At 62.7% G+C, this 26,342-nt stretch carries 21 protein-coding genes; 5 read left to right on the top strand and 16 right to left on the bottom strand.

What is annotated here, in order from left to right:
- Positions 1–9: 9 nt before the first annotated feature.
- The 4 genes from O5O48_RS02930 to rpsU form a co-directional block, all read right to left on the bottom strand.
- A complete protein-coding gene (locus O5O48_RS02930) occupies positions 10–3,042 on the bottom strand; it encodes an EAL domain-containing protein (RefSeq protein WP_269688105.1) in 3,033 nt (1,010 codons plus the stop codon).
- Positions 3,043–3,192: 150 nt separating this feature from the next.
- A complete protein-coding gene (gene rpoD / locus O5O48_RS02925) occupies positions 3,193–5,049 on the bottom strand; it encodes an RNA polymerase sigma factor RpoD (RefSeq protein WP_228245531.1) in 1,857 nt (618 codons plus the stop codon).
- Between the two features lie 86 nt (positions 5,050–5,135).
- Entirely contained in the window at positions 5,136–7,115 is a 1,980-nt protein-coding gene (gene dnaG, locus O5O48_RS02920; protein WP_269688104.1) for a DNA primase, read from the bottom strand.
- Positions 7,116–7,335: 220 nt separating this feature from the next.
- Positions 7,336–7,551 carry a 30S ribosomal protein S21 gene (gene rpsU, locus O5O48_RS02915; RefSeq protein ID WP_088274353.1) on the bottom strand — a complete coding sequence of 72 codons (216 nt, stop codon included), beginning with the start codon at positions 7,549–7,551 and terminating at the stop codon, positions 7,336–7,338.
- Between the two features lie 208 nt (positions 7,552–7,759).
- Between rpsU and tsaD the strand changes: the two genes are divergently transcribed.
- Positions 7,760–8,797, top strand: coding sequence for a tRNA (adenosine(37)-N6)-threonylcarbamoyltransferase complex transferase subunit TsaD (gene tsaD, locus O5O48_RS02910; protein WP_269688103.1), 1,038 nt, complete (start codon positions 7,760–7,762; stop codon positions 8,795–8,797).
- On the opposite strand, the gene plsY is transcribed toward tsaD, so the two are convergent.
- On the bottom strand, positions 8,787–9,356 hold the full coding sequence (gene plsY, locus O5O48_RS02905) for a glycerol-3-phosphate 1-O-acyltransferase PlsY (RefSeq protein WP_269688663.1): 570 nt from the start codon (positions 9,354–9,356) through the stop codon (positions 8,787–8,789). The genes tsaD and plsY overlap by 11 nt on opposite strands.
- 69 nt (positions 9,357–9,425) lie before the next feature.
- Here plsY and folB point away from each other — a divergent pair, with 69 nt between their 5' ends.
- On the top strand, positions 9,426–9,788 hold the full coding sequence (gene folB, locus O5O48_RS02900; protein WP_088274355.1) for a dihydroneopterin aldolase: 363 nt from the start codon (positions 9,426–9,428) through the stop codon (positions 9,786–9,788).
- Entirely contained in the window at positions 9,785–10,327 is a 543-nt protein-coding gene (gene folK / locus O5O48_RS02895; RefSeq protein ID WP_269688102.1) for a 2-amino-4-hydroxy-6-hydroxymethyldihydropteridine diphosphokinase, read from the top strand. The genes folB and folK overlap by 4 nt, the downstream gene beginning before the upstream one ends.
- On the opposite strand, the gene O5O48_RS02890 is transcribed toward folK, so the two are convergent.
- The 11 genes from O5O48_RS02890 to O5O48_RS02840 all read right to left on the bottom strand — a co-directional run bounded on the left by O5O48_RS02890 (position 10,306) and on the right by O5O48_RS02840 (position 24,459).
- A complete protein-coding gene (locus O5O48_RS02890) occupies positions 10,306–11,544 on the bottom strand; it encodes a multifunctional CCA addition/repair protein (RefSeq protein WP_269688101.1) in 1,239 nt (412 codons plus the stop codon). The two genes, folK and O5O48_RS02890, sit on opposite strands and share 22 nt — an antisense overlap.
- A gap of 229 nt (positions 11,545–11,773) precedes the next feature.
- Positions 11,774–13,327: a SpoVR family protein gene (locus tag O5O48_RS02885; RefSeq protein WP_269688100.1), complete on the bottom strand. Its 1,554-nt coding sequence runs from the start codon at positions 13,325–13,327 to the stop codon at positions 11,774–11,776.
- Positions 13,324–14,595, bottom strand: a complete 1,272-nt coding sequence (locus tag O5O48_RS02880; protein ID WP_269688099.1) for a YeaH/YhbH family protein — start codon at positions 14,593–14,595, stop codon at positions 13,324–13,326. Before O5O48_RS02880 ends, O5O48_RS02885 begins: the two co-directional genes overlap by 4 nt.
- Before the next feature lie 149 nt (positions 14,596–14,744).
- A complete protein-coding gene (locus O5O48_RS02875; protein ID WP_269688098.1) occupies positions 14,745–16,667 on the bottom strand; it encodes a PrkA family serine protein kinase in 1,923 nt (640 codons plus the stop codon).
- A gap of 511 nt (positions 16,668–17,178) precedes the next feature.
- Positions 17,179–17,499 (bottom strand): thiosulfate sulfurtransferase GlpE, encoded by a 321-nt coding sequence (gene glpE / locus O5O48_RS02870; protein WP_269688097.1) that lies wholly within the window; start codon positions 17,497–17,499, stop codon positions 17,179–17,181.
- An 11-nt stretch (positions 17,500–17,510) separates the two neighbouring features.
- Positions 17,511–18,323 (bottom strand): symmetrical bis(5'-nucleosyl)-tetraphosphatase, encoded by an 813-nt coding sequence (locus O5O48_RS02865; RefSeq protein WP_228245523.1) that lies wholly within the window; start codon positions 18,321–18,323, stop codon positions 17,511–17,513.
- Between the two features lie 15 nt (positions 18,324–18,338).
- Positions 18,339–18,722 (bottom strand): Co2+/Mg2+ efflux protein ApaG, encoded by a 384-nt coding sequence (apaG, locus tag O5O48_RS02860; protein ID WP_088274363.1) that lies wholly within the window; start codon positions 18,720–18,722, stop codon positions 18,339–18,341.
- Entirely contained in the window at positions 18,719–19,528 is an 810-nt protein-coding gene (rsmA, locus tag O5O48_RS02855) for a 16S rRNA (adenine(1518)-N(6)/adenine(1519)-N(6))-dimethyltransferase RsmA (protein ID WP_269688096.1), read from the bottom strand. The genes apaG and rsmA overlap by 4 nt, the downstream gene beginning before the upstream one ends.
- Positions 19,525–20,517, bottom strand: coding sequence for a 4-hydroxythreonine-4-phosphate dehydrogenase PdxA (gene pdxA / locus O5O48_RS02850; protein WP_269688095.1), 993 nt, complete (start codon positions 20,515–20,517; stop codon positions 19,525–19,527). Before pdxA ends, rsmA begins: the two co-directional genes overlap by 4 nt.
- A complete protein-coding gene (locus tag O5O48_RS02845; RefSeq protein ID WP_269688094.1) occupies positions 20,514–21,803 on the bottom strand; it encodes a peptidylprolyl isomerase in 1,290 nt (429 codons plus the stop codon). The genes pdxA and O5O48_RS02845 overlap by 4 nt, the downstream gene beginning before the upstream one ends.
- Positions 21,793–24,459 carry an LPS-assembly protein LptD gene (locus tag O5O48_RS02840; protein ID WP_269688093.1) on the bottom strand — a complete coding sequence of 889 codons (2,667 nt, stop codon included), beginning with the start codon at positions 24,457–24,459 and terminating at the stop codon, positions 21,793–21,795. The genes O5O48_RS02845 and O5O48_RS02840 overlap by 11 nt, the downstream gene beginning before the upstream one ends.
- A gap of 219 nt (positions 24,460–24,678) precedes the next feature.
- Here O5O48_RS02840 and O5O48_RS02835 point away from each other — a divergent pair, with 219 nt between their 5' ends.
- The gene (locus tag O5O48_RS02835; RefSeq protein WP_269688092.1) at positions 24,679–25,674 is read left to right on the top strand and encodes an aminoglycoside phosphotransferase family protein; all 996 of its coding nucleotides are present in this window, start codon (positions 24,679–24,681) and stop codon (positions 25,672–25,674) included.
- Positions 25,674–26,339 carry an N-acetylmuramate alpha-1-phosphate uridylyltransferase MurU gene (gene murU / locus O5O48_RS02830; RefSeq protein WP_228245568.1) on the top strand — a complete coding sequence of 222 codons (666 nt, stop codon included), beginning with the start codon at positions 25,674–25,676 and terminating at the stop codon, positions 26,337–26,339. Before O5O48_RS02835 ends, murU begins: the two co-directional genes overlap by 1 nt.
- The last annotated feature ends 3 nt before the right edge of the window (positions 26,340–26,342 follow it).

Below are 26,342 nucleotides of genomic sequence, written 5' to 3'. Positions count from 1 at the left end.
CGTCGGGGATTATACGGGCTGTGATGGCTGGTGACTAGGCGCTCGGCGGAGGAAGGCGTTGGCAAATTCGTCGGCGGGAAGCGGGCGGCTTACCAGGTAGCCCTGGATGCTGTCGCAGCCCTGTTCAAGCAGCAGTTCGCGCTGCAGTTCGTTCTCCACGCCTTCGGCGATCACGGCCATGCCAAGATTGTGCGCCAGTACGATGATGGTCTGGCTGATGGCGGCATCGTGGTGGTTGCCGGGCAAGCCGGCAACAAAGCTGCGGTCAATCTTGAGGGTATCCAGCGGCAGTTCCTTCAGGTACGCCAGTGAGGAGTAGCCTGTGCCGAAGTCGTCGATGGACAGGTGAATGCCCATGCTGCTGAACAGATCGAGCAGGACGATGGCTTCGCGGTTCTGGTTCATCACGAAGTCTTCGGTAATCTCCAGTTCAAGCTGGCTGGCGGACAGGCTGTGTTTGGCCAGGGCGCGTCGAATATCGTTTACCAGGTGGTCCCCGATCAGTTGGGCGCCGGAGACGTTGATGGCCATGCGCGGTGCGGTGAGGCCCTGGTCGCGCCATTGGGCGAGCTGGGCGCAGGCGATGTTGAGGATGGTGCGGCCCAGATCCACGATCAGGCCGGTTTCTTCGGCCAGAGGGATGAATTGGTCGGGTTCGACCATGCCCCGCTGGGGGTGGTTCCAGCGTACCAGTGCTTCGGCGCCGTCCAGCTTGCCGCTGCTCAGGTCCAGTTTGGGCTGGTAGTGAAGCACAAACTCGTTGCGCTCCAGGCCGCGACGCATGTCGTTTTCCATCTCCAGGCGCTGGTGGGCGCTGGCTGTCAGGTCGCTGGTATAGAACGCGTAGCGGTTGCGCCCCTGGTTCTTGGCCCTGTACATGGCGGCATCGGCATGCTTGATCAGGCTGTTGACGTCGTCGGCGTCGGTTGGGAACAGGCTGATGCCGATGCTGGCGCTGACGAAGAGTTCGTGGCCGGCGCAGATGAACGGGGCGCGGAAGACGGCAAGTAGCTTGTCGGCAATGGCGGCGGCGTCGGTGTCGGTACGCAGATTGGGAAGCAGGACGATGAACTCGTCGCCGCCGTGCCGGGCGACCGTGTCGATGTCACGCAGGACCGAGCACAGGCGCTGGCTGACCAGTTGCAGCAGGCTATCGCCAACCGGGTGGCCCAGGCTGTCGTTGATTTGCTTGAAACGGTCAAGGTCGATAAACAGCAGGGCGCCGATGTGTTCCTCGTGATTGAGTGCCTGGCTGTGCAGCGACTCTCGCAGTCGTGCCTCGAACAGGGTGCGATTGGGCAGACCGGTCAACGGGTCATGGTGGGCCTGATGGTCGAGTCGCGCCTGGGTGTGCTTGAGCGGTGTGATGTCGCTGAACACCGCAACCAGATGGCTCAGGCTGCCGTCGACGTTAAGCACCTGGCTGACGTTGGACCAGGAGGCGTAGAGTTCGCCGTTGGGGCGGCGGTTCCAGGACTCTCCCTGCCAGTGCCCCTGTTCCCGGATGGCGCGAGATGCCTGTGCGACTACCTCCTGATCTTCAACGTTGGCTGACAGCATGTGCAGTGGTTGGCCAATGGCGTCGGCGGCGTCGACACCTGTAATCTGGCTGAAGGCGCGATTGACTGCGGCGATATTGCCGGAGGAATCGGTGATGATCACGCCTTCGTTCGTGTTCTCGAAGACGGTTGCGGCCTGGCGCAGGGAGTTTTCCATTTCCAGGCGCTCGGTGACGTCACGGGCGATGCTGAGCATGCACTCCTGGTCGTTGATGGTGATCGCCTCGGTACAGATCTCGACCCAGCGTACCTCGTCGTTTGCGGTGGTGATCTGCGAGAGCATGTCACGCACCCGGCCTTCGCGCCGCAGGGTGTCCACCATGCGCGTGCGGTCGGCATCGTTGCGCCAGATTCGCAGGGCGAGCGTGCTGCTGCCGATGGCCTGGGTGCGGGTGTAGCCGGTGATGCGGGTGAAGCCTTCGTTGACGTCGAGCAGCATGCCGTCACTGGCCTTGGTGATCAGCAGGCCGTCTGGTGAAGCGTGGAAGGCGCGGGAAAATTTCTGCTCGGACAGGCGCAGTTGTTCCTGGGTGAGCTTCAGGGCCGAGATGTCTCGAATCACGGTAACCAGGACCGGCTGGCCGTCGATGCTCACCGGTCGGGCCGAGAGCAGACCGGTAAAGCGGCTGCCGTCAGCCCGCCGGAACTCCAGTTCAACGTTGCTCTTGGTTCGGGTCAGCAGGAGCGCGAGCAGCCTGGGCCCTGTGCCCGGTTCGTTCCACAGGTTCAGCTCCGTTGCGGTATGGCCGACGGCGTCGCTCATGCTGATGCCGAACTGCTCCTCGAAGGTCTGGTTGACGGCCATCAACCGGCCCTCTTCGGCGTCAGCCAGAACGATGGTGTCCGGGCAGTTGTGAAAGACCGACGAGAATTTCTGTTCCGAGCTGCGCAGGGCCTGTTCGGCGAGCTTCTGTTCCTGAATGTCGATCAGCAGGCCGTGCAGTGAGGCTGCCTCGTATTCCTGGCTGGTGACGCGGTTGATGATGGCGCGCACCCATACATAATCACCACACTCGCGGTACAGGCGGAAATCGAAGCTTTGCTGCTGATGGGTCAGTGCATGGTCGCGCAGGCTGTCCAGAACGCGGCGATGATCCTCCGGGTGCAGGTGGTCGGCCAGAAAGTCGGGGCTTAGCCAGTTGCTGGCGGGGTAGCCAAGCAGGTCGGCTGCGTGGGGCGAGGTATAAATGAAACGCAGTGAGGGGTAGGACATTTCCCATGTGACGACGTGCAGCTTCTCAACCAGGGTGCGGTAGCGGTGTTCCTGCTGTCTGAGCAGCTCCAGTGCTTCCTGGCGCTGCATCACGGCGCGCCTGCGCAGCTGATTAAGGCCGTGCGCCGCCAGCAGAAGTATGCAGGACAGCAGCAGCACGCCAGCCTGCGTGATCTGCAGGTCGGGTGCCATGGGGATATTGATGGCACTGCATCCTGCGCCGGCCATTGCCAGCCCTGCGGCAACCAATCCCTTTGCGGCGACGTTCATTCGACGGGAAACCTGTATCCATGGCTACTCGATATTGTTTCGCCAGTTTAGCCCCAGGATGCGGTGCATGCCCACCCCCCGCTGGCGCAGGGCCACAAACAACAACGCCCGGCACAGGCCGGGCGTTGCTATTGACTGCATGCAGGTGACTCAGTCGTCGAGGAAGCTGCGCAGGTGATCGCTGCGGGTCGGGTGACGCAGCTTGCGCAGTGCCTTGGCTTCGATCTGACGAATCCGCTCACGGGTAACATCGAACTGCTTGCCGACTTCCTCGAGGGTATGGTCGGTGTTCATGTCGATGCCGAAGCGCATGCGCAGTACCTTGGCTTCACGGGCAGTGAGGCCGGACAGTACGTCGCGGGTCGCTTCCTTGAGGTTCTCCACGGTCGCCGAATCGATCGGTGATTCCATGGTGCCGTCCTCGATGAAATCGCCCAGATGCGAATCTTCGTCGTCACCGATGGGGGTTTCCATCGAGATCGGTTCCTTGGCGATCTTCAGGACCTTGCGGATCTTGTCCTCGGGCATCTCCATGCGCTCGCCCAGCTCTTCCGGGGTCGGCTCGCGACCCATCTCCTGCAGCATCTGGCGGGAGATTCGGTTGAGCTTGTTGATGGTCTCGATCATGTGTACCGGAATACGGATGGTACGGGCCTGATCCGCAATGGAGCGGGTGATGGCCTGACGAATCCACCAGGTGGCGTAGGTCGAGAACTTGTAGCCGCGACGGTATTCGAACTTGTCTACCGCTTTCATCAGGCCGATGTTGCCTTCCTGAATCAGGTCAAGGAACTGCAGGCCGCGGTTGGTGTACTTCTTGGCGATCGAGATCACCAGACGCAGGTTGGCCTCAACCATCTCTTTCTTGGCACGACGCGCACGCGCCTCGCCGATGGACATGCGGCGGTTGATGTCCTTGATTTCGGAGATGGTCAGGCTGGCGTTTTCTTCCAGCTCGGCCAGCTTCTTCTGGGCGCGCAGGATGTCACCCTTGAGGGCTTCCAGGCCTTCGCTGTAGCGCGGGCTGTCGGCCAGCAGGGAGTCGACCCAGCCTTCATTGACTTCGTTGCCGGGGAAGCTGCGCAGGAAGTCGGCGCGCGGCATGCGTGCGTCGCGGACGCACAGTTGCATGATGGCGCGTTCCTGCTTGCGGATCTGGTCCTGGGCATCACGGACACGGTTGACCAGCGCTTCATACTGTTTCGGGATCAGCTTGATCGGCATGAACAGGGTGGCCAGGGCCTCTTGCTCGGCAACGGCTTTGGGGCTGTTGCGCGGGTGCTTCTTCAGCACCTTCTGCAGTTTTTCCAGCTGTTCCTTGATGGCGGTAAAGCGCAGGCGGGCCACTTCCGGATCGGGGCCACCATCGCCTTCGTTGTCATCGCTGTCGTCGTCCGAGTCTTCCTCGTCGTCTTCCTCGTCGTCGTCCTTCTTGGTTTCCTTGGAGGCGACCGCGGGTATGTCGTCGCTGTTGACGCCGGACATGCCGTCGTCATCGGGATCGATATAGCCGCTGAAAATGTCGGACAGGCGACCGCCTTCCTCAACCACGCGAGCGTAGTCGGCAAGGATGCCGTCGACGGTGCCGGGGAACATGGAGATGGCCGCCATGACTTCACGGATGCCTTCCTCGATGCGCTTGGCGATTTCGATTTCGCCTTCGCGAGTCAGCAGCTCGACCGTACCCATTTCGCGCATGTACATGCGGACCGGGTCGGTGGTGCGACCGATATCGGTTTCCACGGCAGCCAGGGCAGCGGCAGCTTCTTCGGCGGCAGCTTCGTCGGCATCATTATCGGCCAGCAACAGCGCATCGGCATCGGGTGCGGTTTCAAAAACCGTGATGCCCATGTCGTTGATCATGCGGATAATGTCTTCCACCTGTTCCGGATCGGAGATATCCTCGGGCAGGTGATCGTTGACCTCCGCATAGGTCAGATAGCCCTGCTCGCGACCGCGGGCGATGAGCTCTTTAAGACGGGATTGCTGTTGCGCTTTTCCGGACATAACAACCCTTGTGGATGCCTAGGTGTGCAAAAAATAAGCTGCGGATTATACCCTGATTTCGCCTGCTGACGCCACTTGAGGCGCGGTCAGCCGTCGTTTTTCCGGGTGTTTCGTGAGCCCAGCAGGTCTCGCAGCTGTTGCTTTTCCTCGGCAGAGAGCGGTTCGGTGACCGATTTGTCGAGGAGGTGCTGAAGTCGTCGCTCGTTTTGTTGAGCGGTTAGTCTGTTAATGGTGTCGAAAAACTGTTGTTCAAGGTTCACGCCGGGACTGGTCAGCAGCCACTCCTGTTCTGCCAGGCGATTCAACTGCTCCCCCATCGCCGTGCCGTGCCAGCGCGCCAGCAGTTCAATTGTAGTCAGCCCGGGCTGTTTCTGCGCAGCGTCAACCAGCGCTACCAGCAGCCTTGCCTCGTCGTCGTCCTCGTCGGCCATTTGATTGGCCTGTTGGGCATGTGCGGCCAGGTGCGGGTGGTGCAGCAGGGTTCGCACGGCTTGCAGTAACGGGCTGTCTACTTCCCTGCGCAGCGCCTTTTTGCCGCCGCTGCGACCTTTGCGTTCGCTGTCGCGCGGAGTGAAACGGCGGCTCTCCGATGTGGCCGGCGGTTTGCTGTCCATACCTTCCGGCAGGTAGTAGTCGCCGTCGGAGTCATCCCTTTCCGACCAGTCGCCCCAGGCGTCCATTGGTACGGCTTCGTCATGGCGCGGGTACGCATGGTTGCCTGCGTCGTTGCCCGCAGGCTGCTCTGTCGCCGTCGGCATCGCTGCCGGTTCAATGCTGTCCAGGTCAAGCCCGGTCTGTTGTTGCAGCGACTGCCTCAGCAGGCGGCGCAACATGCTGCCGGGGATCTGGTCAATCAGCGGCAGGGCCAGTGAGGCCATGTGCGCCTTGCCTTCCAGGCTGTCGGCGCCGGTTTCTTCGGCAAGGTGCCGGAACAGATAGTCGGTAAGCGGCAGCGCTTCACGTTCCAGTCGACGACGGAAGGCGTCGGTGCCTTCTTCGCGCACCATGGTGTCCGGGTCCTGGCCATCCGGCAGGAACAGAAAGCGCACATGGCGACCATCTTCCAGCACCGGGAGCGCCGAATTGAGTGCGCGCCAGGCGGCTTGCCGTCCGGCGCGGTCGCCGTCGAAACAGAAAATCACATTGTGCACCAGTCGGAATAGGCGCCTGAGGTGCTCTTCGCTGGTGGCGGTGCCCAGTGTGGCAACGGCATTGGTGATGCCGTGCTGCGCCAGCGCGATCACGTCCATGTAGCCTTCGACGACCAGAATCTCGTTCAGTTGCCGATTCTGTTGCTTGGCTTCATAAAGCCCGTACAGCTCCTGTCCCTTGTGGAAGACCGTGGTCTCCGGGGAGTTCAGGTACTTGGGCTTCTCGTCGCCCAGTACGCGGCCGCCAAAGCCGATGGTGCGGCCTCGGCTGTCGCGAATCGGAAACATGATGCGGTCGCGGAAGCGATCGTACCGGCCGCCGCTGTCCGGGTTTTCCACTACCAGGCCGGCATCGATCAGGGCTTTTTGTTCGCTGGTGTCGCGGGCCAGGTGCGACATCAGGTTGTCCCAGCCGGGCGGGGCGAGGCCCAGGTCGTACACTTTTGCGATCTGCCCCGACAGGCCGCGTCCTTTCAGGTAGCTGACCGCCCGCTGGCGAGCCGGATGCTGGCGCAGTTGCTGCCGATAGTAGGCGGCAGCCTGCTCCAGCAGGGCGTAAAGCGGGTTGTCCTTGCGCGGTGTCCGGTTGTTGCTCTTGCGACCATCGCTGCGCTCCTCGTGCGGCACCTCGACGCCGGCCTGGCGTGCGAGCTCTTCTACCGCCTGGGGGAAATCCAGACGATCGAAATCCATCACGAAGCTCAGTGCGCTGCCGCCGGCGCCGCAGCCGAAACAATAGTAGAACTGCTTGTCCGGGCTGACGCTGAACGACGGTGACTTCTCGTTGTGGAACGGGCAGAGCGCAGAGTAGTTCTTGCCGGTCTTCTTCAGCTTCAGCCGTGCCCCGACGACTTCGACAATGTCGATCCGTCCGAGCAGGTCATCAATGAAGCCCTGAGGAATAAGTCCGGCCATGCTGTCTGCGGTGCCCCTGCGAGAGTGCGTCGTTGCCGGCGTACTGTACTGTTCGTGGCTTTATGCGCTGGCAAATGCACAAAGACGCAAAAATCCAGCCAATTCCTTTCGGAAGGCCGGAAAGATGCGTGTTCCAGTGCTGTTCAGTCTGGTGATGCGAGCGCGGTGCGCTGCATCGGTGGGCCTGTGATCAGGCCCGATCAGAGCTGAGTATTGGAACTCAGTACAGGCGCTCGCGACGACGCTGTTCGCGCTGAACTTTCTTGGCGTGACGCTTTACAGCAGCAGCTGCCTTGCGCTTGCGCTCGGTAGTGGGCTTCTCGTAAAACTCGCGACGACGCACTTCAGCCAGAACACCGGCTTTTTCGCAGGAGCGTTTGAAACGACGCAGGGCCACGTCGAAGGGTTCGTTCTCTTTAACTTTGACGGCAGGCATTTCGTACCTTTCTCAAACGTTGGTAGTCATGGCCGTAGGCAATATTGCCTGCGGCGATTGCATTTCAAGGGACGCGGATGTTACCGCCTTCATCTGTAAAAAGCAAAGCCTATGACGTCCATCAGGGTAAAAAACTGGCCTGTGGGCGTCTGGCTGATTATGATGCGCGGCAGATGACATTCATGTAATTCGAGGCACAGGGCCAAGCATGCGCGTTCTGGGTATTGAGACTTCCTGCGACGAAACCGGCATCGCGCTGTACGACAGTGAGCGAGGCCTGCTGGCGGACGCGTTGTTCAGCCAGATCGACCTGCACCGGGTGTACGGTGGCGTGGTGCCTGAGTTGGCCTCGCGCGATCACGTCAAGCGCATGGTACCACTGATGCGCGAGGCGTTTGCCAAGGCCGGTTTGCAGCCGGGTGAGGTTGATGCGGTGGCCTACACGGCCGGTCCCGGTCTGGTGGGGGCCCTGCTGGTTGGCGGTGCCTTTGCGCGGGCGCTGGCCTTTGCCTGGGGCGTGCCGGCGTTGGGTGTTCACCATATGGAGGGGCATCTGCTGGCGCCCTGTCTGGAGGAGCATCCGCCCGAGTTTCCGTTCGTCGCCTTGCTGGTGTCCGGCGGCCACACGCAACTTGTCCGGGTAGACGGTATCGGCCAATACCAGTTGCTGGGGGAGTCGCTGGACGACGCCGCCGGGGAAGCCTTCGACAAAACCGCCAAGCTGATGGGGCTGCCGTATCCGGGCGGCCCCGAGATTGCACGGCTGGCCGAGCAGGGGCGCCCCGGTGCCTTTGTATTTCCCCGTCCGATGACTGACCGCCCCGGCCTGACCTTTAGTTTCAGTGGCCTGAAAACCGCCGTGCTGACGGCATGGCAGGCGTGTTCGCAGCAGGGGCAGCCGGATCAGCAGACGCTGGCCGATATCGCGCTCGGCTTTGAAACGGCGGTAGTCGAGACGCTGACCATCAAGTGCCGCCGGGCACTCAAACAGACCGGGCTCAAGCGCCTGGTCATTGCCGGCGGCGTCAGCGCCAACCGCCGCCTGCGACAGCAGCTGGAGAGCATGACCGCCGAGTTGAAGGGCAACGTGTTTTATGCACGCCCGGCGTATTGCACCGATAATGGCGCAATGATCGCCTATGCCGGATGCCAGCGGCTGCTGGCCGGCCAGCAGGATGAGGGCGGTATCGAAACGCGGGCGCGTTGGCCGATGGAGCAGTTGCCGCCGATTGCGGTCAAGGCCTGAAGCGGTTTTCTACTCCTGCCAGCAGCCGGCCGATGTTGAGGCGGTGGCGCAGCAGAATAAGCAGCACTATCAGTGTGACCGGCAGCAGCAGTGCCGGGGCCAGCCAGGCGAGGGCTGGTGGCAGCGTCAGGCTGGCCAGCAGCGATGCCAGTGAGGCGATCCGCTGCCAGTAAAAGGTCAGGCCCCAGGCCAGCGCTGCGATCAGGGCCGCAGGCCAGCAGAGCATCAGCATAACGCCGGCAGCGGTGGCAACACCCTTGCCACCCTGCAGGCGATGAAAGATAGGCAGGATATGGCCGCACACGGCGGCCAGACCGACCCAGCCCTGTTGCAGCAGAGAAAGGTCGGCATAGCGTGCCAGCGCCACGGCCAGTGCGCCCTTGCCGAGATCGCCGGCCAGGGTGGCCAGCGCCAGAGAGCGGTTGCCAAGGCGCAGCATGTTGCTGGCGCCGGGGTTGCCGGAGCCCAGTTTGCGCGGGTCCGGCAGGTGACGCAGGTGGCTGATCAGCACGGCAAAGGAGACCGAGCCGAGCAGATAGGCGATGACCAGCCAGAACAGAAACTGGGTATGCATGCAGCGGATCCCGGGCAAAATGACGTTTGATTGTAGTCGACACGGGAGCAACCTGTGGATCAGGTTTTTATCAAAGGGTTAGCGGTAGATGCCGTCATTGGCGTCTATGACTGGGAGCGCACCATCCGCCAGCGGCTGGTGTTCGATCTCGATATGGGCTGGGACATCCGTCCGGCTGCCGCGGGCGACACGCTTGAGCACACCCTCAACTACGCGGCAATCAGCGAGCGCGTGCAGGGCTTTGTCGAGCAGAGCAGCTTCCTGCTGGTCGAGACGCTGGCCGAGCAGCTGGCTGCGCTGCTCATGAACGAATTCTCCATTCCCTGGCTGCGTCTGCAGGTCACCAAGCCGGGCGCGGTGCCGGCGGCATCCGGCGGCGTCGGGGTGTTGATCGAGCGGGGAGTCAAACCCGCGTGACCATCGTCTATCTGGGTGTGGGCACCAACACTGAACGCGAATATCACCTGCAGCGCGGGCTGGATGCGCTGGCCGAGTTGTGCGGCGAGTTGCAGTTGTCGCCGGTGTTTGAAAGCGACGCGGTCGGGGTGCTCGGCAGGCGCTTTTACAACATGGTGGTCGCCGTCGAAACGCGGCTGGCGCTGGCGGATCTGAATGCGGCGCTGAAGGCGATCGAGGCCGCCTGCGGCCGGCGTGAGTCGCCGCAACCCGGGCGCATCACGCTGGATATCGACGTGCTTTGTTATGGCGATCTGGCCGGCGTGCATGACGGCATTACCCTGCCGCGCCCGGAAGTCATCCGCAACGCCTTTGTGCTCTGGCCGCTGGCATTGGTCGCAGCGCAGGCCAAACTGCCCGGCAGCGGGCAGACATTCGGTCAGCTCTGGGAGGGCTGGCAGGGGAACCAGGCGCTGTGGCCGGTCGCCTTCACATGGCGTGGTCGGTCACTGACGCCGGTCGAACTGCTGGCGGGGTATCAGCCGCGCGAGGCCTTGTAGTCGCTTAACGCTTCCAGCCGCGCCTGCTCCAGGGCGCGGCCCATCTCGGCGCCCTGCAGGCCCTTATCCAGTAACGGCTGAATATCTACCGCGCGCGCGGCCTGCGCCGCGCCGCGCAGGTAGTCCGCCTGCGGGTAGGGGCGCTGTTCAAACCCGGTGCGGCCCTGGGCGTCGGCCACGCATACCGCCAGAAACTGCTCGAAGCGCTCGCCGCGGCGGTAGATATCCAGCGCCTTGAACAGCTTGAGCAATGTCTGCGGGCGCAGCTCCAGTGCTCTGTGACAGTGGGTGTGATACTCACAGGCCAGCAGTGCCAGTTCCTGACACTCACGCGGTGCCTTGCAGCGCTGGTTGACGGCTTTGACGGCCTTCAGGCCGCTGGTCTCGTGGCCGTGATGCTTTGGCCAGTGCTCCGGGCGCGTCAGCCCCTTGCCAAGGTCATGCAGCAGGCAGGCCCAGCGGGCCGGCAGCGGCAGCTGGTCTCTGGCGGCGATCTGCAGTACTTGCAGGACGTGGACGCCGGTGTCGATTTCCGGGTGATGCGCTTCCGGCTGCGGCACGCCAAACAGGGCGTCGACTTCCGGCAGCAGTTCGGCCAGTGCGCCACAGTCGCGCAGTACCTGAATGAATACGTCCGGGCTCGGTTCCATCAGGGCGCGGCTGATTTCCATCCAGCTGCGCTCGGCAGTCAGACTCTGCAGCTCGCCCGACTCACTCAGCTGGCGCATCAGCGCCATGGTCTCGTCGGCCACGCGAAAGCCGAGGCTGGCGTAACGGGCGGCGAAGCGCGCAACCCGCAGCACCCGCAGTGGATCTTCTGCAAAGGCGGGGGAGACGTGGCGCAATATCTTCGCCTGCAGGTCGCGCTGGCCGCCGTAGGGGTCGATGATCCGGCCGTCCTCGGCCCGGGCCATGGCGTTGACTGTCAGGTCCCGGCGGATCAGATCCTCTTCCAGGGTGACGTCCGGGCTGGTGTGGAAGACAAACCCGCCGTAGCCAACGCCGCTTTTGCGCTCGGTGCGGGCGAGTGCGTACTCCTCGCCCGAGGTCGGATGCAGAAACACCGGAAAGTCCTGGCCGACCAGACGGAAACCCTCCTGCTGCAACTGCTCCGGCGTCGCGCCAACCACAACCCAGTCGCGGTCTGTTACCGGCAAACCAAGCAGTTGGTCGCGGACTGCGCCGCCGACCAGGTAGGTGTAGTAACTCTCAGGCATCGACACGGACTCTGGCTAAAGGGGAGTAGCTTCAAGCTTCAAGCTGCAAGCTGCAAGCAAAACCCGCGCGGTGTCTAGTCGCGCGGGTTTTCTTTTGGCTGCACATGACCGCAGAAACTTGAGCAACACTTGACGGCATAGCCGCCGAACTCACCCTGATTAGGCTTGCAGCTTGCAGCTTGCAGCTTGCAGCTTGCAGCTTGCAGCTTGCAGCTGGCGCACCGCGCCCCTATATGGGCGGAATATTCAGGTCGAAGCGCGGCAGGCGGTCTTCCTCCGGTTTGGGGCGGGGCGGGATGTGGGCTTCGGCCACGATTCGTTCTCCGTCGACGCTTTCCAGGTGAATGTCGAACCCCCACAGGCGATGCAGGTGGCGGAGCATTTCGTCGGTGGATTCGCCGAGCGGTTTGCCCTGATGGCGCTGGTGGCGCAGGGTCAGGGAGCGGTCGCCGCGGCGGTCCACCGACCAGATCTGGATGTTCGGTTCGCGGTTGCCGAGGTTGTACTGCGCTGCCAGCAGTTCGCGTACCGCGCGGTAGCCGCTGTCGTCGTGAATGGCGGCGACTTCCAGGTGGTCGTCGGCTTCGTCGTCGACGATGGCAAACAGCTTGAAGTCGCGGATCACCTTGGGTGACAGGTACTGCAGGATAAAACTTTCGTCCTTGAAGGTGCGCATGGCGAACTTGAGGGTTTCCAGCCAGTCACTGCCGGCAATATCGGGGAACCAGCGGCGATCTTCCTCGGTCGGGTGTTCGCAGATGCGGCGAATGTCCTGCATCATCGCAAAGCCCAGCGCGTAGGGGTTGATGCCGCTGTACCAGTTGCTGTCGAACGGTGGCTGGTAGACCACGCTGGTGTGGGACTGCAGAAACTCCATCATGAAGCCGTCGGTGACCTTGCCCTCGTCATACAGGTGGTTGAGCAGGGTGTAGTGCCAGAAAGTGGCCCAGCCCTCGTTCATCACCTGGGTCTGGCGCTGGGGGTAGAAGTACTGCGCGACCTTGCGCACGATGCGGACGACTTCGCGCTGCCAAGGCTCCAGTAGCGGTGCGTTCTTCTCGATGAAATACAGCAGGTTTTCCTGGGGTTCGCTCGGGTAGCGGGGGTGTACCTGCTCATCCTGCGCGTGGTGCGGGTTGACCGGGATGGTGCGCCACAGCTCGTTGACCTGGCGCTGCAGGTGCTCCTCGCGCTCCTGCTGGCGTTGCCGTTCTTCCGCGGCAGAGATCGGGTAGGGCCGCTTGTAGCGGTCGACGCCGTAGTTCATCAGGGCGTGACAGGAGTCGAGCAGGTCCTCGACGGCGTCAATCCCGTAGCGGTCTTCGCATTCGCTGATGTACTGCTTGGCGAACACCAGGTAGTCAATGATCGCGCTGGCGTCGGTCCAGCTGCGGAACAGGTAGTTGCCCTTGAAGAACGAGTTGTGGCCGTAGCAGGCGTGGGCAATCACCAGTGCCTGCATGCACATGGTGTTCTCTTCCATCAGGTAGGCAATGCAGGGGTCGGAGTTGATGACGATTTCGTAGGCCAGCCCCATGTGGCCTCGGCGGTAGCCTTTTTCGGTGGCGAGAAAATGCTTGCCGTAGGACCAGTGGTGATAGCCCAGCGGCATGCCTACCGAGGCGTAGGCGTCCATCATCTGCTCTGCAGTGATGACCTCGATCTGGTTGGGATAGGTATCCAGTCCGTAGACCTCGTGGGCGATACGGCCGATCTCCTGGTCGTACTCGCGGATCAGCTCGAAGGTCCACTCCGAGCCGGTGGATATGGGGTTCCGGCTCATGTCGCCATCCTCTTCTGGAACAGCTTGCGAAACACCGGGTAGATGTCCCCGGCATCGACAATCTGCTGCTGGGCGAAACTGTCGGCAAAGTGCTCGGCGACCGCTTCATACTCGTGCCACAGGGTCTGATGCTCGCGTGGGGTGATTTCCACGTAGCAGTAGTACTGCATCGCCGGCATGATCTGGCGCACCAGCAGGTCGCGGCAGATCGGCGAGTCGTCGTTCCAGTTGTCGCCGTCGGATGCCTGGGCGCAGTACAGGTTCCACTCGCCGGGCGGGTAGCGCTGTTCAATGATCTGCTGCATCAGCCGCAGGGCGCTGGACACGATGGTGCCGCCGGTTTCGCGCGAGTAGAAGAATTCTTCCTCGTCGACTTCCTTGGCGCTGGTGTGGTGACGGATGAACACCACTTCGATGCGCTCGTAGTTACGGCGCAGGAACAGGTAGAGCAGAATGTAGAAGCGCTTGGCCAGATCCTTGGTGGCCTGGGTCATGGAGCCGGAGACATCCATCAGGCAGAACATCACTGCCTTGGACGACGGCGTTGGCTGCTTGACGATCAGGTTGTAGCGCAGGTCGAAGGTATCGAGAAAGGGAACGCGCTCGATGCGTGCCTCGAGGCTGGCAATTTCCTCCTGCAGCTGCGCAATACCGGTAATGTCATCCGGATGCTCACGCTTGAGTTGCTCCAGCTCGGCGCGTGCCTCGCGCAGCCGCTTGCGGCTGCCGCCCGAGAGTGCGATGCGCCGTGCCTGCGCCGCGCGCATGGACCGTACGATATTGATCCGCGAGGGGTTGCCCTGCTGGCTGATGCCGGCGCGGACCGGCTTGAAGGTGTCTGTGCCGGTCAACTGGCGCTTGACCAGGTTGGGCAGGGCGAGATCCTCGAACATGAAGTCGAGGAATTCGTCCTGGGTTATCTGAAAGACGAACTCATCCATGCCTTCGCCGCTGTCGCCCGCCTGACTGCCGCCCTGGCCCCCACCGCCACCCTGCGGGCGGGCGATGCGGTCGCCGGTGGCGAACTCGCGGTTACCGGGGTGCACCTGGGTCTGGCGACCGCCCTTGCCATGGTGAAAAATCGGCTCGTCGATGTCGCGGTTGGGGATGCTGATGCTTTCGCCGTGCTCTATATCGGTGATCGAACGACGCCCCACGGCCTCTTCAACCGCCTTCTTGATGTGTGATTTGTAGCGCCGCAGGAACCGCTGGCGGTTCACGGTGCTCTTGTTCTTGCCGTTCAGACGGCGGTCAATCACGTAGCTCATTCAGGGCCCTCCGGGCCAGCCGCAAGCCATAAGCTGCAAGCTTGAAGCTGGCCGTGCTGCTTTGAGGCGCAGCGCATGGTCTCAGGCGGCGCCGCGCTGCTTGCCGCTTGTCGCTTGCGGCTTGAAGCTGCCCAGCGACGGCGCAGCCGTCACTGCGCCTTACGCACCCGCAGGTACCATTCCGACAGCAGCCGCACCTGCTTTTCGGTGTAGCCGCGCTCGACCATCCGGTGGACGAAGTCGTTGTGCTTCTTCTGATCTTCGGTCGAGGCCTTGGCGTTGAAGCTGATGACCGGCAGCAGGTCTTCGGTGTTGGAGAACATTTTCTTCTCGATCACCACGCGCAGCTTCTCGTAGGACAGCCAGCTCGGATTCTTGCCGTTGTTCTGCGCGCGGGCACGCAGCACGAAGTTGACGATTTCGTTGCGGAAGTCCTTCGGGTTGCTGATGCCGGCCGGCTTCTCGATCTTCTCCAGCTCCTCGTTGAGCGACGCGCGGTTGAGGATCTCGCCGGTTTCCGGGTCGCGGTACTCCTGATCCTGAATCCAGAAGTCGGCGTACAGGACGTAGCGGTCGAAGATGTTCTGGCCGTACTCGCTGTAGGACTCCAGATAGGCGGTCTGGATTTCCTTGCCGATGAATTCGACGTAGCGCGGTGCCAGGTACTCCTTGAGGAAACGCAGGTAGCGCTCGCTCACGTCATTGGGAAACTGCTCCTGCTCGATCTGCTGCTCCAGCACGTAGAGCAGGTGCACCGGGTTGGCGGCCACTTCGGTGGTGTCGAAGTTGAAGACCTTGGAGAGGATCTTAAAGGCAAAACGGGTCGACAGGCCGTTCATGCCCTCGTCGACGCCCGCCGCGTCGCGGTATTCCTGAATCGACTTGGCCTTGGGGTCGGTGTCCTTCAGGTTCTCGCCGTCGTAGATGCGCATCTTCGAGTAGACATTGGAGTTTTCCGGCTCTTTCAGCCGCGAGAGTACGGTGAACTGGGCGAGCATCTTCAGGGTGTCAGGTGCGCAGTGGGCATTGGCCAGCGAGCTGTTGGTCAGCAGTTTTTCGTAGATCTGGATCTCGTCGCTGACGCGCAGGCAGTAGGGCACCTTGACGATGTAGATGCGGTCGATGAACGCTTCGTTGTTCTTGTTGTTGCGGAAGCTGTGCCACTCGGACTCGTTGGAGTGGGCCAGAATTACGCCATTGAACGGAATCGCGCCCATGCCTTCGGTGCTGTTGTAGTTGCCTTCCTGGGTGGCGGTCAGCAGTGGGTGCAGTACCTTGATCGGTGCCTTGAACATCTCGACGAACTCGAGCAGGCCCTGGTTGGCACGGCACAAGCCGCCCGAGTAGCTGTAGGCGTCCGGGTCGTTCTGCGGAAACTCTTCCAGCTTGCGGATATCAACCTTGCCGACCAGTGAAGATATGTCCTGGTTGTTCTCGTCACCGGGCTCGGTCTTGGCGACAGCAATCTGCTGCAGCACCGAGGGGTAGAGTTTGACCACGCGGAATTGGGAAATATCGCCGTTGTATTCGTGCAGGCGTTTCACCGCCCAGGGCGAGATGATGCTGTTGAGGTAGCGCCGCGGGATGCCGAAGTCCTCTTCGAGGATGGCCCCATCCTCGGTGGCATTGAACAGGCCGAGTGGCGACTCGAACACCGGCGAGCCCTTGATCGCATAGAACGGTACCTGCTGCATCAGCTCTTTGAGCTTCTCCGCCAGCGAGGACTTGCCGCCGCCAACCGGGCCGAGCAGGTAGAGAATCTGCTTGCGTTCTTCGAGCCCCTGGGCGGCGTGCTTGAAGAAGGAGACGATGTGCTCGATGGCGTCTTCCATGCCGTGGAAGTCGGCGAACGCCGGATAACGCTTGATGACCTTGTTGGAAAAGATGCGTGACAGGCGTGGGTCGAGGGAGGTGTCGACCAGTTCGGGCTTGCCGATGGCCATCAGCAGGCGCTCGGCGGCGGTCGCGTAGGCGGTAGGGTCAGTCTTGCAGAGTTCCAGGTATTCCTGAAGGCTGTACTCCTCTTGCCGGGTGGCTTCAAAGCGGTTCTGGAAATGGCTGAATATGCTCATGACACGACCTCGCTGTTACCAGATAAGAGGTCTGGCGCTTCCGGGCAGCAGCCCGCATGACGCGCTTTACCGGGCGACGGCATTTCCTGATGCGTGAATCCCCCAAGGCGCAACTGCGAGCACGGTCAGGAGTCTGTCGGAGGCGCCGGGCGGCCAATCGATGACTGGTCGTACGGTGGATCCGGCAGGCTCCCGTGTTTATCGGAAGCCGGCAGACCGACGTTCTCTTTCTTGATTCGCCTGACCTCAGGATAGTTGCAAATACGCAGTGCAACAGAAGATTTCTCGGGAAATTTTGTTGCGGGAGGCTGAAGGCGCGGCTGGCGTGGCCTGCGGGCTATTCGTTTAGTGTGGATCGGGTGAGGGGGGCGGGGCTGTGGGGTGGAGAAAGCGCAGCGTCTCCACCGGATAGGTGTGGGATCGGCGCTGCGTTTGAGCAAGGGCTCGTGTGGCAACGCCGGCGGACACGCTGCGCTTAGTCCGCCCTACTGGGCGGTCAAGCGGCCGAGCCTCAGTCGCAGCTTACCTGCTCCGGATAGGTCTGGCGCCATAGGTCAAAGCCGCCATCGAGGCTGTAGGTGTCGGCGAAGCCGATGCTGGCCAGATAGGCGGCGGCGCCCTGGCTGGAGTTGCCGTGGTAGCAGCAGACTATCAGGGGCGCCTGCTGGTCGGCGTTGGCGACGAAGTCGGCAAGGTTGTCGTTGTCCAGGCGGATGGCGCCGGGGATGTGGCCAAAGTCGAAACTTTGCGGGTCGCGGATGTCGACCAGTTGGGCGTTGCTGGCGATCAACTGGCTGGCGGTTTGCGGGTCGATGCGTTTGAAATCGCTCATGCTGGTTCCTCTCAGGTCGCGCAGTCGCAGTGATGCAGTTCGTGGGTATCCAGGTTCATCAGGGTCATGCGGCCACCCCATACGCAGCCGGTGTCCAGCGCATGTACGCCCTGCACGCCGGTGCGGCCTTCGATCGCTGCCCAGTGGCCGAAGATGACCTGAATGTCAGGGTCGCGGCGCGGGTAACGAAACCACGGCGCAAAGCCCTTGGGCGTGGTATCCAGCCCTTCCTTGGATTTGAACTCCAGCGTCCCGTCCGGCTTGCAGAAGCGCATGCGGGTCAGGTAGTTGGTAATCGCACGCAGCCGGTCGATGCCCTTGAGGCCGGGCTTCCAGCGCGCCGGTTCGTTACCGTACATCTCGTCCAGATAGTCTGGCAGACGCTTGTCGCAGCGCAGGATGGTTTCCACCTCGGCGGCCAGCTCCATTGTCTGCTGTACGCTCCAGATTGGCGGGATGCCGGCGTGGGTCATCACATAGCCCAGCTCTGCGTCGAGGTGGGCAAGCGGGCGCTCGCGCAGCCAGTCGAGCAGGGCGACACGGTCGTCGGCCTTGAGCAGGGGTTTGAGGGTGTCTGACTTGCGCAAGCGACTGCCAGCTCGGCTGGCGGCCAGCAGGTGCAGGTCGTGATTGCCCAGAACCGCAACGCAGGCGTTGTCGAGCTGCTTGAGAAAGCGCAGGGTGCCAAGCGAGTCGGGACCGCGGTTGACCATGTCACCAACGGACCAGAGCACGTCCCTGGACGGGTTGAAGCCTACCTCGCTGAGCAGGCATTGGAGCGGCTTTAGGCAGCCCTGGATGTCGCCAACGGCGTAGATGGTCATGGGCGTACGAGTCGATCAGTTCAGTGCGTTGGGTTGGGCCAGACGAAAGCGCGGAATGCTGGCGCTGAACGTGTGGCCATCGCTGGCGCGCATGTCGTAGCTACCTTCCATGGTGCCAACCGGGGTCTCAAGCATGCAGCCGCTGGTATAGGTGTGCTCGTTACCGGGCTCGATCAGCGGTTGCTCGCCGACCACGCCGGGGCCATCAACACGCTGCTGCTTGTTGTTGCCGTCGGTGATCAGCCAGTGACGATGCAGTAGCTGCGCGGCCACCGAGCCCTGATTGCGGATGCTGATGGTATAGGCAAAGGCAAAGCGCTTCTTCTGCGGATCGGACTGCTCCGGCAGGTAGCGGGTCTGCACCGTCACCTCGACGGCATATTGCGGCTCGCCGCTCATGCGTCGCCTGCCCGCTTGCGAGTCAGGCGGTTGGCCAGACGCACGAAGCCGGCCAGGTCGACCTGTTCCGGGCGGGTGCCCGGGTCGATGCCTTCGGCTTCGATCTCTTCTGCGCTGAGCAGCGACTTGAGTGTGTTGCGCAGGGTCTTGCGGCGCTGGTTGAAGGCGTCACGCACCAGGATTTCGAGCACTTCCACGTCGTCGGCCGGATGCGGCAGGGTGGCGTGCGGAATCAGCCGGACGATCGCTGAATCGACCTTGGGCGCCGGGTTGAAGGCGCCGGGGCCGACGTCAAACAGGTGCTCCACCCGGCAGTGGTACTGCACCATGATGCCGAGGCGGCCGTAGTGGTTCATGCCGGCGGTCGCAGCCAGCCGTTGCACCACTTCCTTCTGCAGCATGAAGTGCATGTCTTCGACGCAGTCCGACTGCTCCAGCAGGTGGAACATCAGCGGCGTTGAGATGTTGTAGGGCAGGTTGCCGACGATGCGCAGCTTTTCGCCGTCGGCGGCCAGCTCGCGGAAGTTGAACTTGAGGGCATCGCCCTTGTGCAGGCGGAAGCGATCGAGAAAACCGAACTGGCCCATCAGGATCGGGTGCAGATCCTTGTCCAGCTCGACCACGTCAAGGCGCGCGCCGCTGGCCAGCAGGCCCGAGGTGATGGCGCCCTGACCGGGACCGATCTCGACCAGATGATCGGTTTCACGCGGACGGATCGAGCGAATGATGCGGTCGATCACGCCGGCGTCGTGCAGGAAGTTCTGACCAAAGCGCTTGCGCGCCTTGTGTTGGGGAAATTGACTCATACAGCCCTCCGGGCGTTGATCATCTGGATGGCGGTATCGAGGGCAACCTGCAGGCTGCCCGGGTTGGCCTGACCGGTCCCGGCCAGATCCAGGGCGGTGCCGTGATCAACCGAGGTGCGGATGATCGGCATGCCCAGGGTAATGTTGACGGCGTTGCCGAAGCCCTTGTGCTTGAGTACCGGGAGGCCCTGATCGTGATACATCGCGAGCACCGCATCGGCCTGATCAAGATGCTTGGGGGTGAACAGGGTATCCGCCGGCAGGGGGCCGACCAGCTCAATGCCCTCGTTGCGCAGGCGCTCGAGCGCCGGAATGATGATATCCAGTTCCTCGCGCCCCAGGTGGCCGTCTTCGCCGGCATGCGGATTGAGGCCGCAGACCAGGATACGCGGGGCGCTCAGGCCGAATTTGTTGACCAGGTCGCTGTGCAGGATGCGCACCACGCGTTCGATCAGCGGCCCGGTAATGGCATCGGCGACCTGCCGCAGCGGCAGGTGCGTGGTTGCCAGGGCGACGCGCAGGCCGGGGCAGGCGAGCATCATCACCACCTGGTCGGTCGCGGTCTGCTCGGCAAAGAACTCGGTGTGGCCGGAAAACGGCACGCCAGCCTCATTGATGATGCCCTTGTGTACCGGTGCGGTCACGATGGCGTCAAACAGACTGCTCAGAGCGCCTTCGCCAGCGAGGCGCAGGGTTTCCAGCACGTAGGCCGAGTTGCCTGCGTCGAGCTGGCCCGGGGTACAGGCTGTGCCGAGGGTGACCGGTAAAACGTGAAGCTGGCCTGCGGCCTGGGCAACGGGCAGCGCGTCGGGATCAAACGGCAACAGCTCGACCGGGAGGCCGAGCTGTTGGGCGCGATCACGCAGCAGTTGCGGGTCGGCGATGATGACCCGTTCGCAGGGCGATGGGCGCTGCGCCAGCATCAGGCATAGATCGGGGCCAATACCCGCCGGCTCGCCGGCGGTTATGGCAAGGCGCGCTGTGCTCACCCGTTCTTGATCTCGACGTAGGCCTCGTCGCGAATCTGCAGCAACCAGGTCTGCAGTTCTTCCTCGTACTTGCGGCTGCGGATCAGGTTGATCGCCTGCTGCTCGCGCATGTCGTCGGTCATGTCGACGCTGCGGGTGCCAAGCACCTCCAGAATGTGCCAGCCGTATTGGGTCTGGAACGGACGGGACAGGGTGTTTTCCGGGGTGGTGGTCATGACTTCGCCGAACTCGGGGGTCATGGCATCCGGGGTAACCCAGTCGAGGTCGCCGCCATTGAGCGCGGTGCCCGGATCTTCCGAGTAGGCCTTGGCCAGCGCGGCAAAGGACTCGCCAGCCCTGATGCGATCATAGAGGCGCTGGGTCAACTGCGCGGCCTCGCCTTCGCTGCGGATTTCGCTCGGCTTGATCAGGATATGACGGACGTGGAATTCCTCGACCATCTGACCTTCGCCACCACGGCGGTCCAGCAGCTTGAGGATGTGGATGCCGGCCGGAGAACGCATCGGCTGGGTCACACCACCAACCTCCAGCGCATCGACTGCACGGGCGAATGCGGGCGGCAGCTGCGCTGCCTTGCGCCATCCCAGTTCGCCGCCTTCCAGTGCGGTGTCACCGGCGGAGCGGCTGGCAGCCAGGGTGTTGAAGTCGGTACCGCTCTGCAGTTGGCGGTAGATATCGCTGGCCGCGCGACCAACCTTTTCCACTTCGCCCGGGCTGGCGCTTTCGGCCAGCGGCAGAACGATCATCGCCAGGCGGTAATCCGCCGAGGTCTGATACTTGCCGACTTCGGAATTGAGGAAGTTGCGCACTTCCTGATCGGTCACCTGGATGTTGTCCCGTACCCGACGCTGGCGAACCCGGTTGATGATCATCTCGCGGCGGATCTGCTCGCGGACCTGATTGAAGTTGACGCCGTCACGGGTCAGGGCTTCACGGAACTGCTCCAGTGTCACGCCGTTGCGGGCGGCAATCTGCTGCACCGCCTGGTCGAGCGAGGCATCATCGATGGAAATGCCGGCACGTTCGCCCATCTGCAGCTGGATGCTCTCCAGAATCAGGCGGTCAAGCACCTGCGAGCGCAGCTCGCTCTCGGTTGGTGCCGGGGTATTGTTCTGGGCGAACTGCTGGCGCACGGTGGCCATGCGTTCTTCAACCTGGCTGGCCATGACCACGTCGTTATCGACGATCGCGGCAACGCGATCCAGCGGTTCTACGGCGGCCTGGGCTGTGCTGCTGAGGAAAATGCCCGCGCACAGGCTAAGGGCCGTCATCAACTTAAAATGCATTATCTTCACGCTCTCTGTAACCGGGGATACCATCGTCAAGTAGGCTGTCCACCTCATTGCCGCTCACACTGCCAAGCCCCTTGAGGACGAGCTGCAGGAAGATGCCGCGGTTGGCATCGTCAGTGGCGACGGATTCAAACTCGTTGTAATCAACCCAGTAGCGGTTGATGACACGCAGCTTCCAGCAGCAGCTGTCGTACTCCAGACCGCCAAACGCTTCGAGGGTTCGATCCTGGTCGAAGTCATGCTGCCAGCGACCGATCAGACTCCACTGCGGGTTCAGCGGCCACATGAACGACAGGTCGGACTGGTCGATACGGCTGTCCGGGTCGCGCTGGAAGGTGCCGGTCAGTGCGTTGTAGGTGTTGATGTTGTTGCGGTAGCGATAGCCCATGTTCAGCACCTTGCGGGGCTCTGGCTGATAGTGGGCAAATACGCTTCCTGCATCGCTGGTGCTGTCGTCCGGATCCCAGATGACGTCGGCGTTCACGCGCCACGCGTCACTGACCTGGTACATGGCTTCAGCCGCGTAGGCTGAGGACGAGGATTTGTCTGCTTCACGCGCTACGCCGTCGGTATCAAGCAGCTGCACGTTGCGGTCGCGGAAATAGAACACCTGACCGAAACTGGCTCGGGCGCGCTCGGTGCCGTTTGCCTCCAGGGCGCGGCTGGTCAGGCCCAGAGACAGCTGATTGGCGTCGGCGACCCGGTCGTTGCCGCTGAAGCGGTTGTCGCGGAACAGCGAGCTGTAGCTGAAGGTGTTCTGGTTGGTGTCGAACAGCGGCTGATCGTCCTGATCCTCGTCTGCTGCGTACAGGTAGAAAGCGCGCGGTTCCAGCGTCTGGCGCAGGTTGCGGCCGAACCAGCTGGTGGCGCGATCAAAGTACAGCCCGGTATCCAGGCTGGCGACAGGGATGGTGCTGGACGGGGTGTTATTGGCACCGTCGTAGTCGAAGCCGTCGGCCCGCGAGTCGAAGTTCAGATCGTAATAGGTGCTCTGGGTGCGCAGCTTCGGTGTGATGAAGGCCCAGCTGTTGCGCCAGGGGTAGCTGATGCTGGGGCTGACCACTACGCGGTGGCCGGTCGCTCGCTGCAGACCGACCAGGTTCTCGTCCGGAGTCAGGATCGGCTGGCCGGCGCTGTCGAGCTGGATGCCATCCTTGCCGGTCAGCAGGCCGCTGCCGAGATTGCGATCAAAGTAGGCGTATTCGGCGTTATAGCCAAAGCGCAGGCCGGTATCACCCAGCCAGTTGGCACCGTCGAGGCGCAGTTGCGGCAGGCGCTCGTACGGGGTAACCGAGGTAATGGTGGCCAGCTCGTAGCCGTGAACGGCAGCCTGGAAGCGCCAGCCGTCACCGCGATAGGTCAGGCCTGCCCGCTGATTGACGTAGGTGCCGGAACGGGCATCCAGCGCGGTGTTCAGGTCCTGGAAGTAGAACGGGTCGCTGATGTCGGTGTAATCGACTTCGGTGCTCCAGCGGCTCTGCAGTCCGCCTTCGTGCTGCCAGCCGTACAGCCAGCGATTCTCGCCATAGTCACTGTCGTTGAGGAAGGCGGCTGTCAGGGTGCCTTCGTTGTCGTCGTGCAGATAGCGGAAGTCGCCTTCCATCTGCAAGCCGCGCTCGGACAGATAGCGCGGATACAGGGTGGCGTCGTAGTTCGGTGCGATGTTGATGTAGTACGGCGTCTCGATCTCGGTGCCGTTGTCGGACGAGTAGCTGAACGAGGGCACCAGCAGACCGGTCTGACGGCGGTCGTCGATCGGGAAGTACATGTACGGGGTATAGAACACCGGTACGTCCTTGACCCGCAGGGTAACGTGCTTGGCTTCACCCCAGCCGGTTTCGCGGTCCAGCTCGATGTCCTTGCCGTGCAGGGACCAGGTGTTCTGTCCCGGCTCGCAGGTGGTATAGCTGCCGTCGCTGATGACGATGACGGCATCATCGCGGCGACGCAGGGTGTCGGCGGTGCCGCGGGCGCGGGCGTCGTGAACCACGTATTCGACGCCGTCAATGCGGGTTTCGCCATTGTCGATGCGCATCGATGCGCTGTCGCCGAGAACCAGTACGCCCTGGTCACGCAGGCGGACGTTGCCCTCGAGCACGGCCTGGGCATTGGCCTGGTCAAAGCTGGCCTGATCTGCGCGGGCCTGCAGGCGGCCCTGGCGCAGCAGCACATCGCCCTGCAGTACGCCGGTCTGATTACCCTGTTCAAAGCGGCTGGAATCGGCGGAGGCGTAGACCGGAAGCTGGTCGAACGGCGTAGAGTCGTCCCGGCCGCTGCGTTCCGGCTCCACATAGGTGCCGCCACAGTAGGGGGCGATGGCGGCCAGCTGCTCGCTGCTCAACTGCTCACGGGGTACCCAGTCAAGGCGACTGAAGTCCGTACTCGGGGTGGCCGGGCCGCCACTCAGCGTCGCTGCCGGTTCAGCTGCCTTGACCACGCTGTCGGTGACCGGGGCCGGCGCAGGTGCCGGTCTGGGCGGCCTTGGGGGCAGGTTGCCCGGTGCCTGCAGCGGCTCGCAGGCCCAGCTGTTGCCGGCTGGCCGGCATTGAACCTGGTTGGCTGCTACAGAGCTCAGCGGCTGCAACAGCAGCAACGAGCTGGCCAGCAACATCGGAAAGGAGGAGCGAAAGGGAGGAGTACGGTAGGCCATTATGTAATTGTCCGGGCTTCCAGTCGGTGCGTGCTCGCGACGCCTTGTGCGAGGAGAATGCAATCTGCATGCTGTGTCAGTCGAGCAAGATAACGGATAATAAAGCATCAAGCGATGCCTGATCTAGGAATGGACTGAATTAATGATGCTGCTTTCCGGCTTCGCCGGCGGTGGCGAAGACGCAGAAGTGGGAGAGCGATGGATTCACGACAGCAACAGATGCAACTTTGGCTGGATCAGGTATTGCCGCAGGCTGCCGCTGCACTTGGATGGACAGACCTGCCCGCCGGCGTGCTGTCTGCGGCCAGTGCCGATGCCAGTTTTCGCCGCTACTTTCGCTGGCAGGCCGGTGAGCGCAGCCTGATTGTCATGGATGCGCCGCCCGAGCACGAGAATACCGAGCCCTTTGTGCGCATTACCCGGCTGTTGCAGGACGCGGGCGTGCGGGTGCCGCGGTTATTCGCCGAGGACCTGCCGCAGGGCTTTCTGCTGTTGGAGGACATGGGCGCCAAAACCTACCTGCAGACCATCGAGCAGGGCGTTGCGCCGGCAGAGCTTGAGCGGATGTTTGCCGCAGCGATCACCAGCCTGATTCGCTGGCAGCTCGCCAGCCGCCCCGGTGTGTTGCCCGACTACGACGAAGCGGTGCTGCGCCGTGAGCTGGCCCTGTTTCCGGACTGGTACGTCGGGCGCGAACTGGGGCGAAGCCTGTCTGCCGAAGAGCAATCGTTGTGGGATCAGGTACAGGCGCTGCTGCTCGACAGCAATCTTGGCGAGTCCAGGGTCTACGTTCACCGCGACTATATGCCGCGCAACCTGATGACCGCCGAGGGTGAGCCGGGTGTGCTCGACTTTCAGGACGCGCTGTACGGCCCGGTCAGTTACGACGCTACCTCGCTGTTTGCCGATGCCTTTTTCAGTTGGCCCGCGCCGGAGCGCAGCCAATGGCTATCGCGCTACTGGCAGCAGGCGCGGGCCGCCGGGGTGCCGGTGCCGGATGAGCTGGATACGTTCCTGGCCCAGGCGCGCCTGATGGGCGTGCAGCGTCACCTGAAGGTATTGGGTATCTTTGCCCGGATCTGCCACCGCGACGGCAAGCCGCATTACCTGCAGGATGCACCGCGCTTTGTCCGTTACCTGCGTGATGCCTGTGCCGCCGACACTCGGCTGGCCCCGCTGGCTGCGCTGCTCGACAGTCTTGGGCTGGAGCCATGATGAGAGCCATGGTGCTGGCGGCCGGCAAGGGCGAACGGATGCGGCCGCTGACCTTGCATACGCCCAAGCCGCTGCTGCCGGTAGCCGGTAAGCCGCTGTTGCAGTGGCACCTTGAGGCCTTGCGCGCGGCCGGGGTGAGTGAGCTGGTGATCAATCACGCCTGGCTGGGCGAGCAGATCGAGCGTTATTTCGAGGATGGCAAGCGCCTTGGCGTGAATATTCGCTGGTCTGCCGAGGGGGAGCCGCTGGAGACCGGAGGGGGGATTCGCAAGGCGCTCCCGCTGCTGGGTGATGCACCCTTTATTCTGGTCAATGGCGATGTCTGGACCCGCTATGACTTTGCGCAGCTGGCGCTGCCCGAAGGCATGCTGGCGCATCTGGTGCTGATCGATAATCCCGTGCACAACCCGAGTGGCGACTTTTTGCTTACCGATGGCATGGTCGGCAACCCGGCTGCCGGGCAGGCGGGCCTGACCTACAGCGGCATTGCGGTATTGCACCCCGAGTTGCTGGCGGGGCATCCGGAAGGGGCCTTTGCGCTGGCGCCACTGCTGCGTGCGGCAGCGGCGCAGGGGCGGGTCAGTGGCGAGCATTTTCGTGGTGCCTGGATTGATGTCGGCACGCCGGAGCGGCTGGCCGATGCTGAGCGTGTGGCGAGGGGCTGAGCG

This window comes from Halopseudomonas sp. MFKK-1 (genome assembly GCF_027474385.1).
Taxonomy (GTDB): Bacteria; Pseudomonadota; Gammaproteobacteria; order Pseudomonadales; family Pseudomonadaceae; genus Halopseudomonas; species Halopseudomonas aestusnigri.
This window is presented reverse-complemented; position numbering and strand designations above follow the sequence as displayed.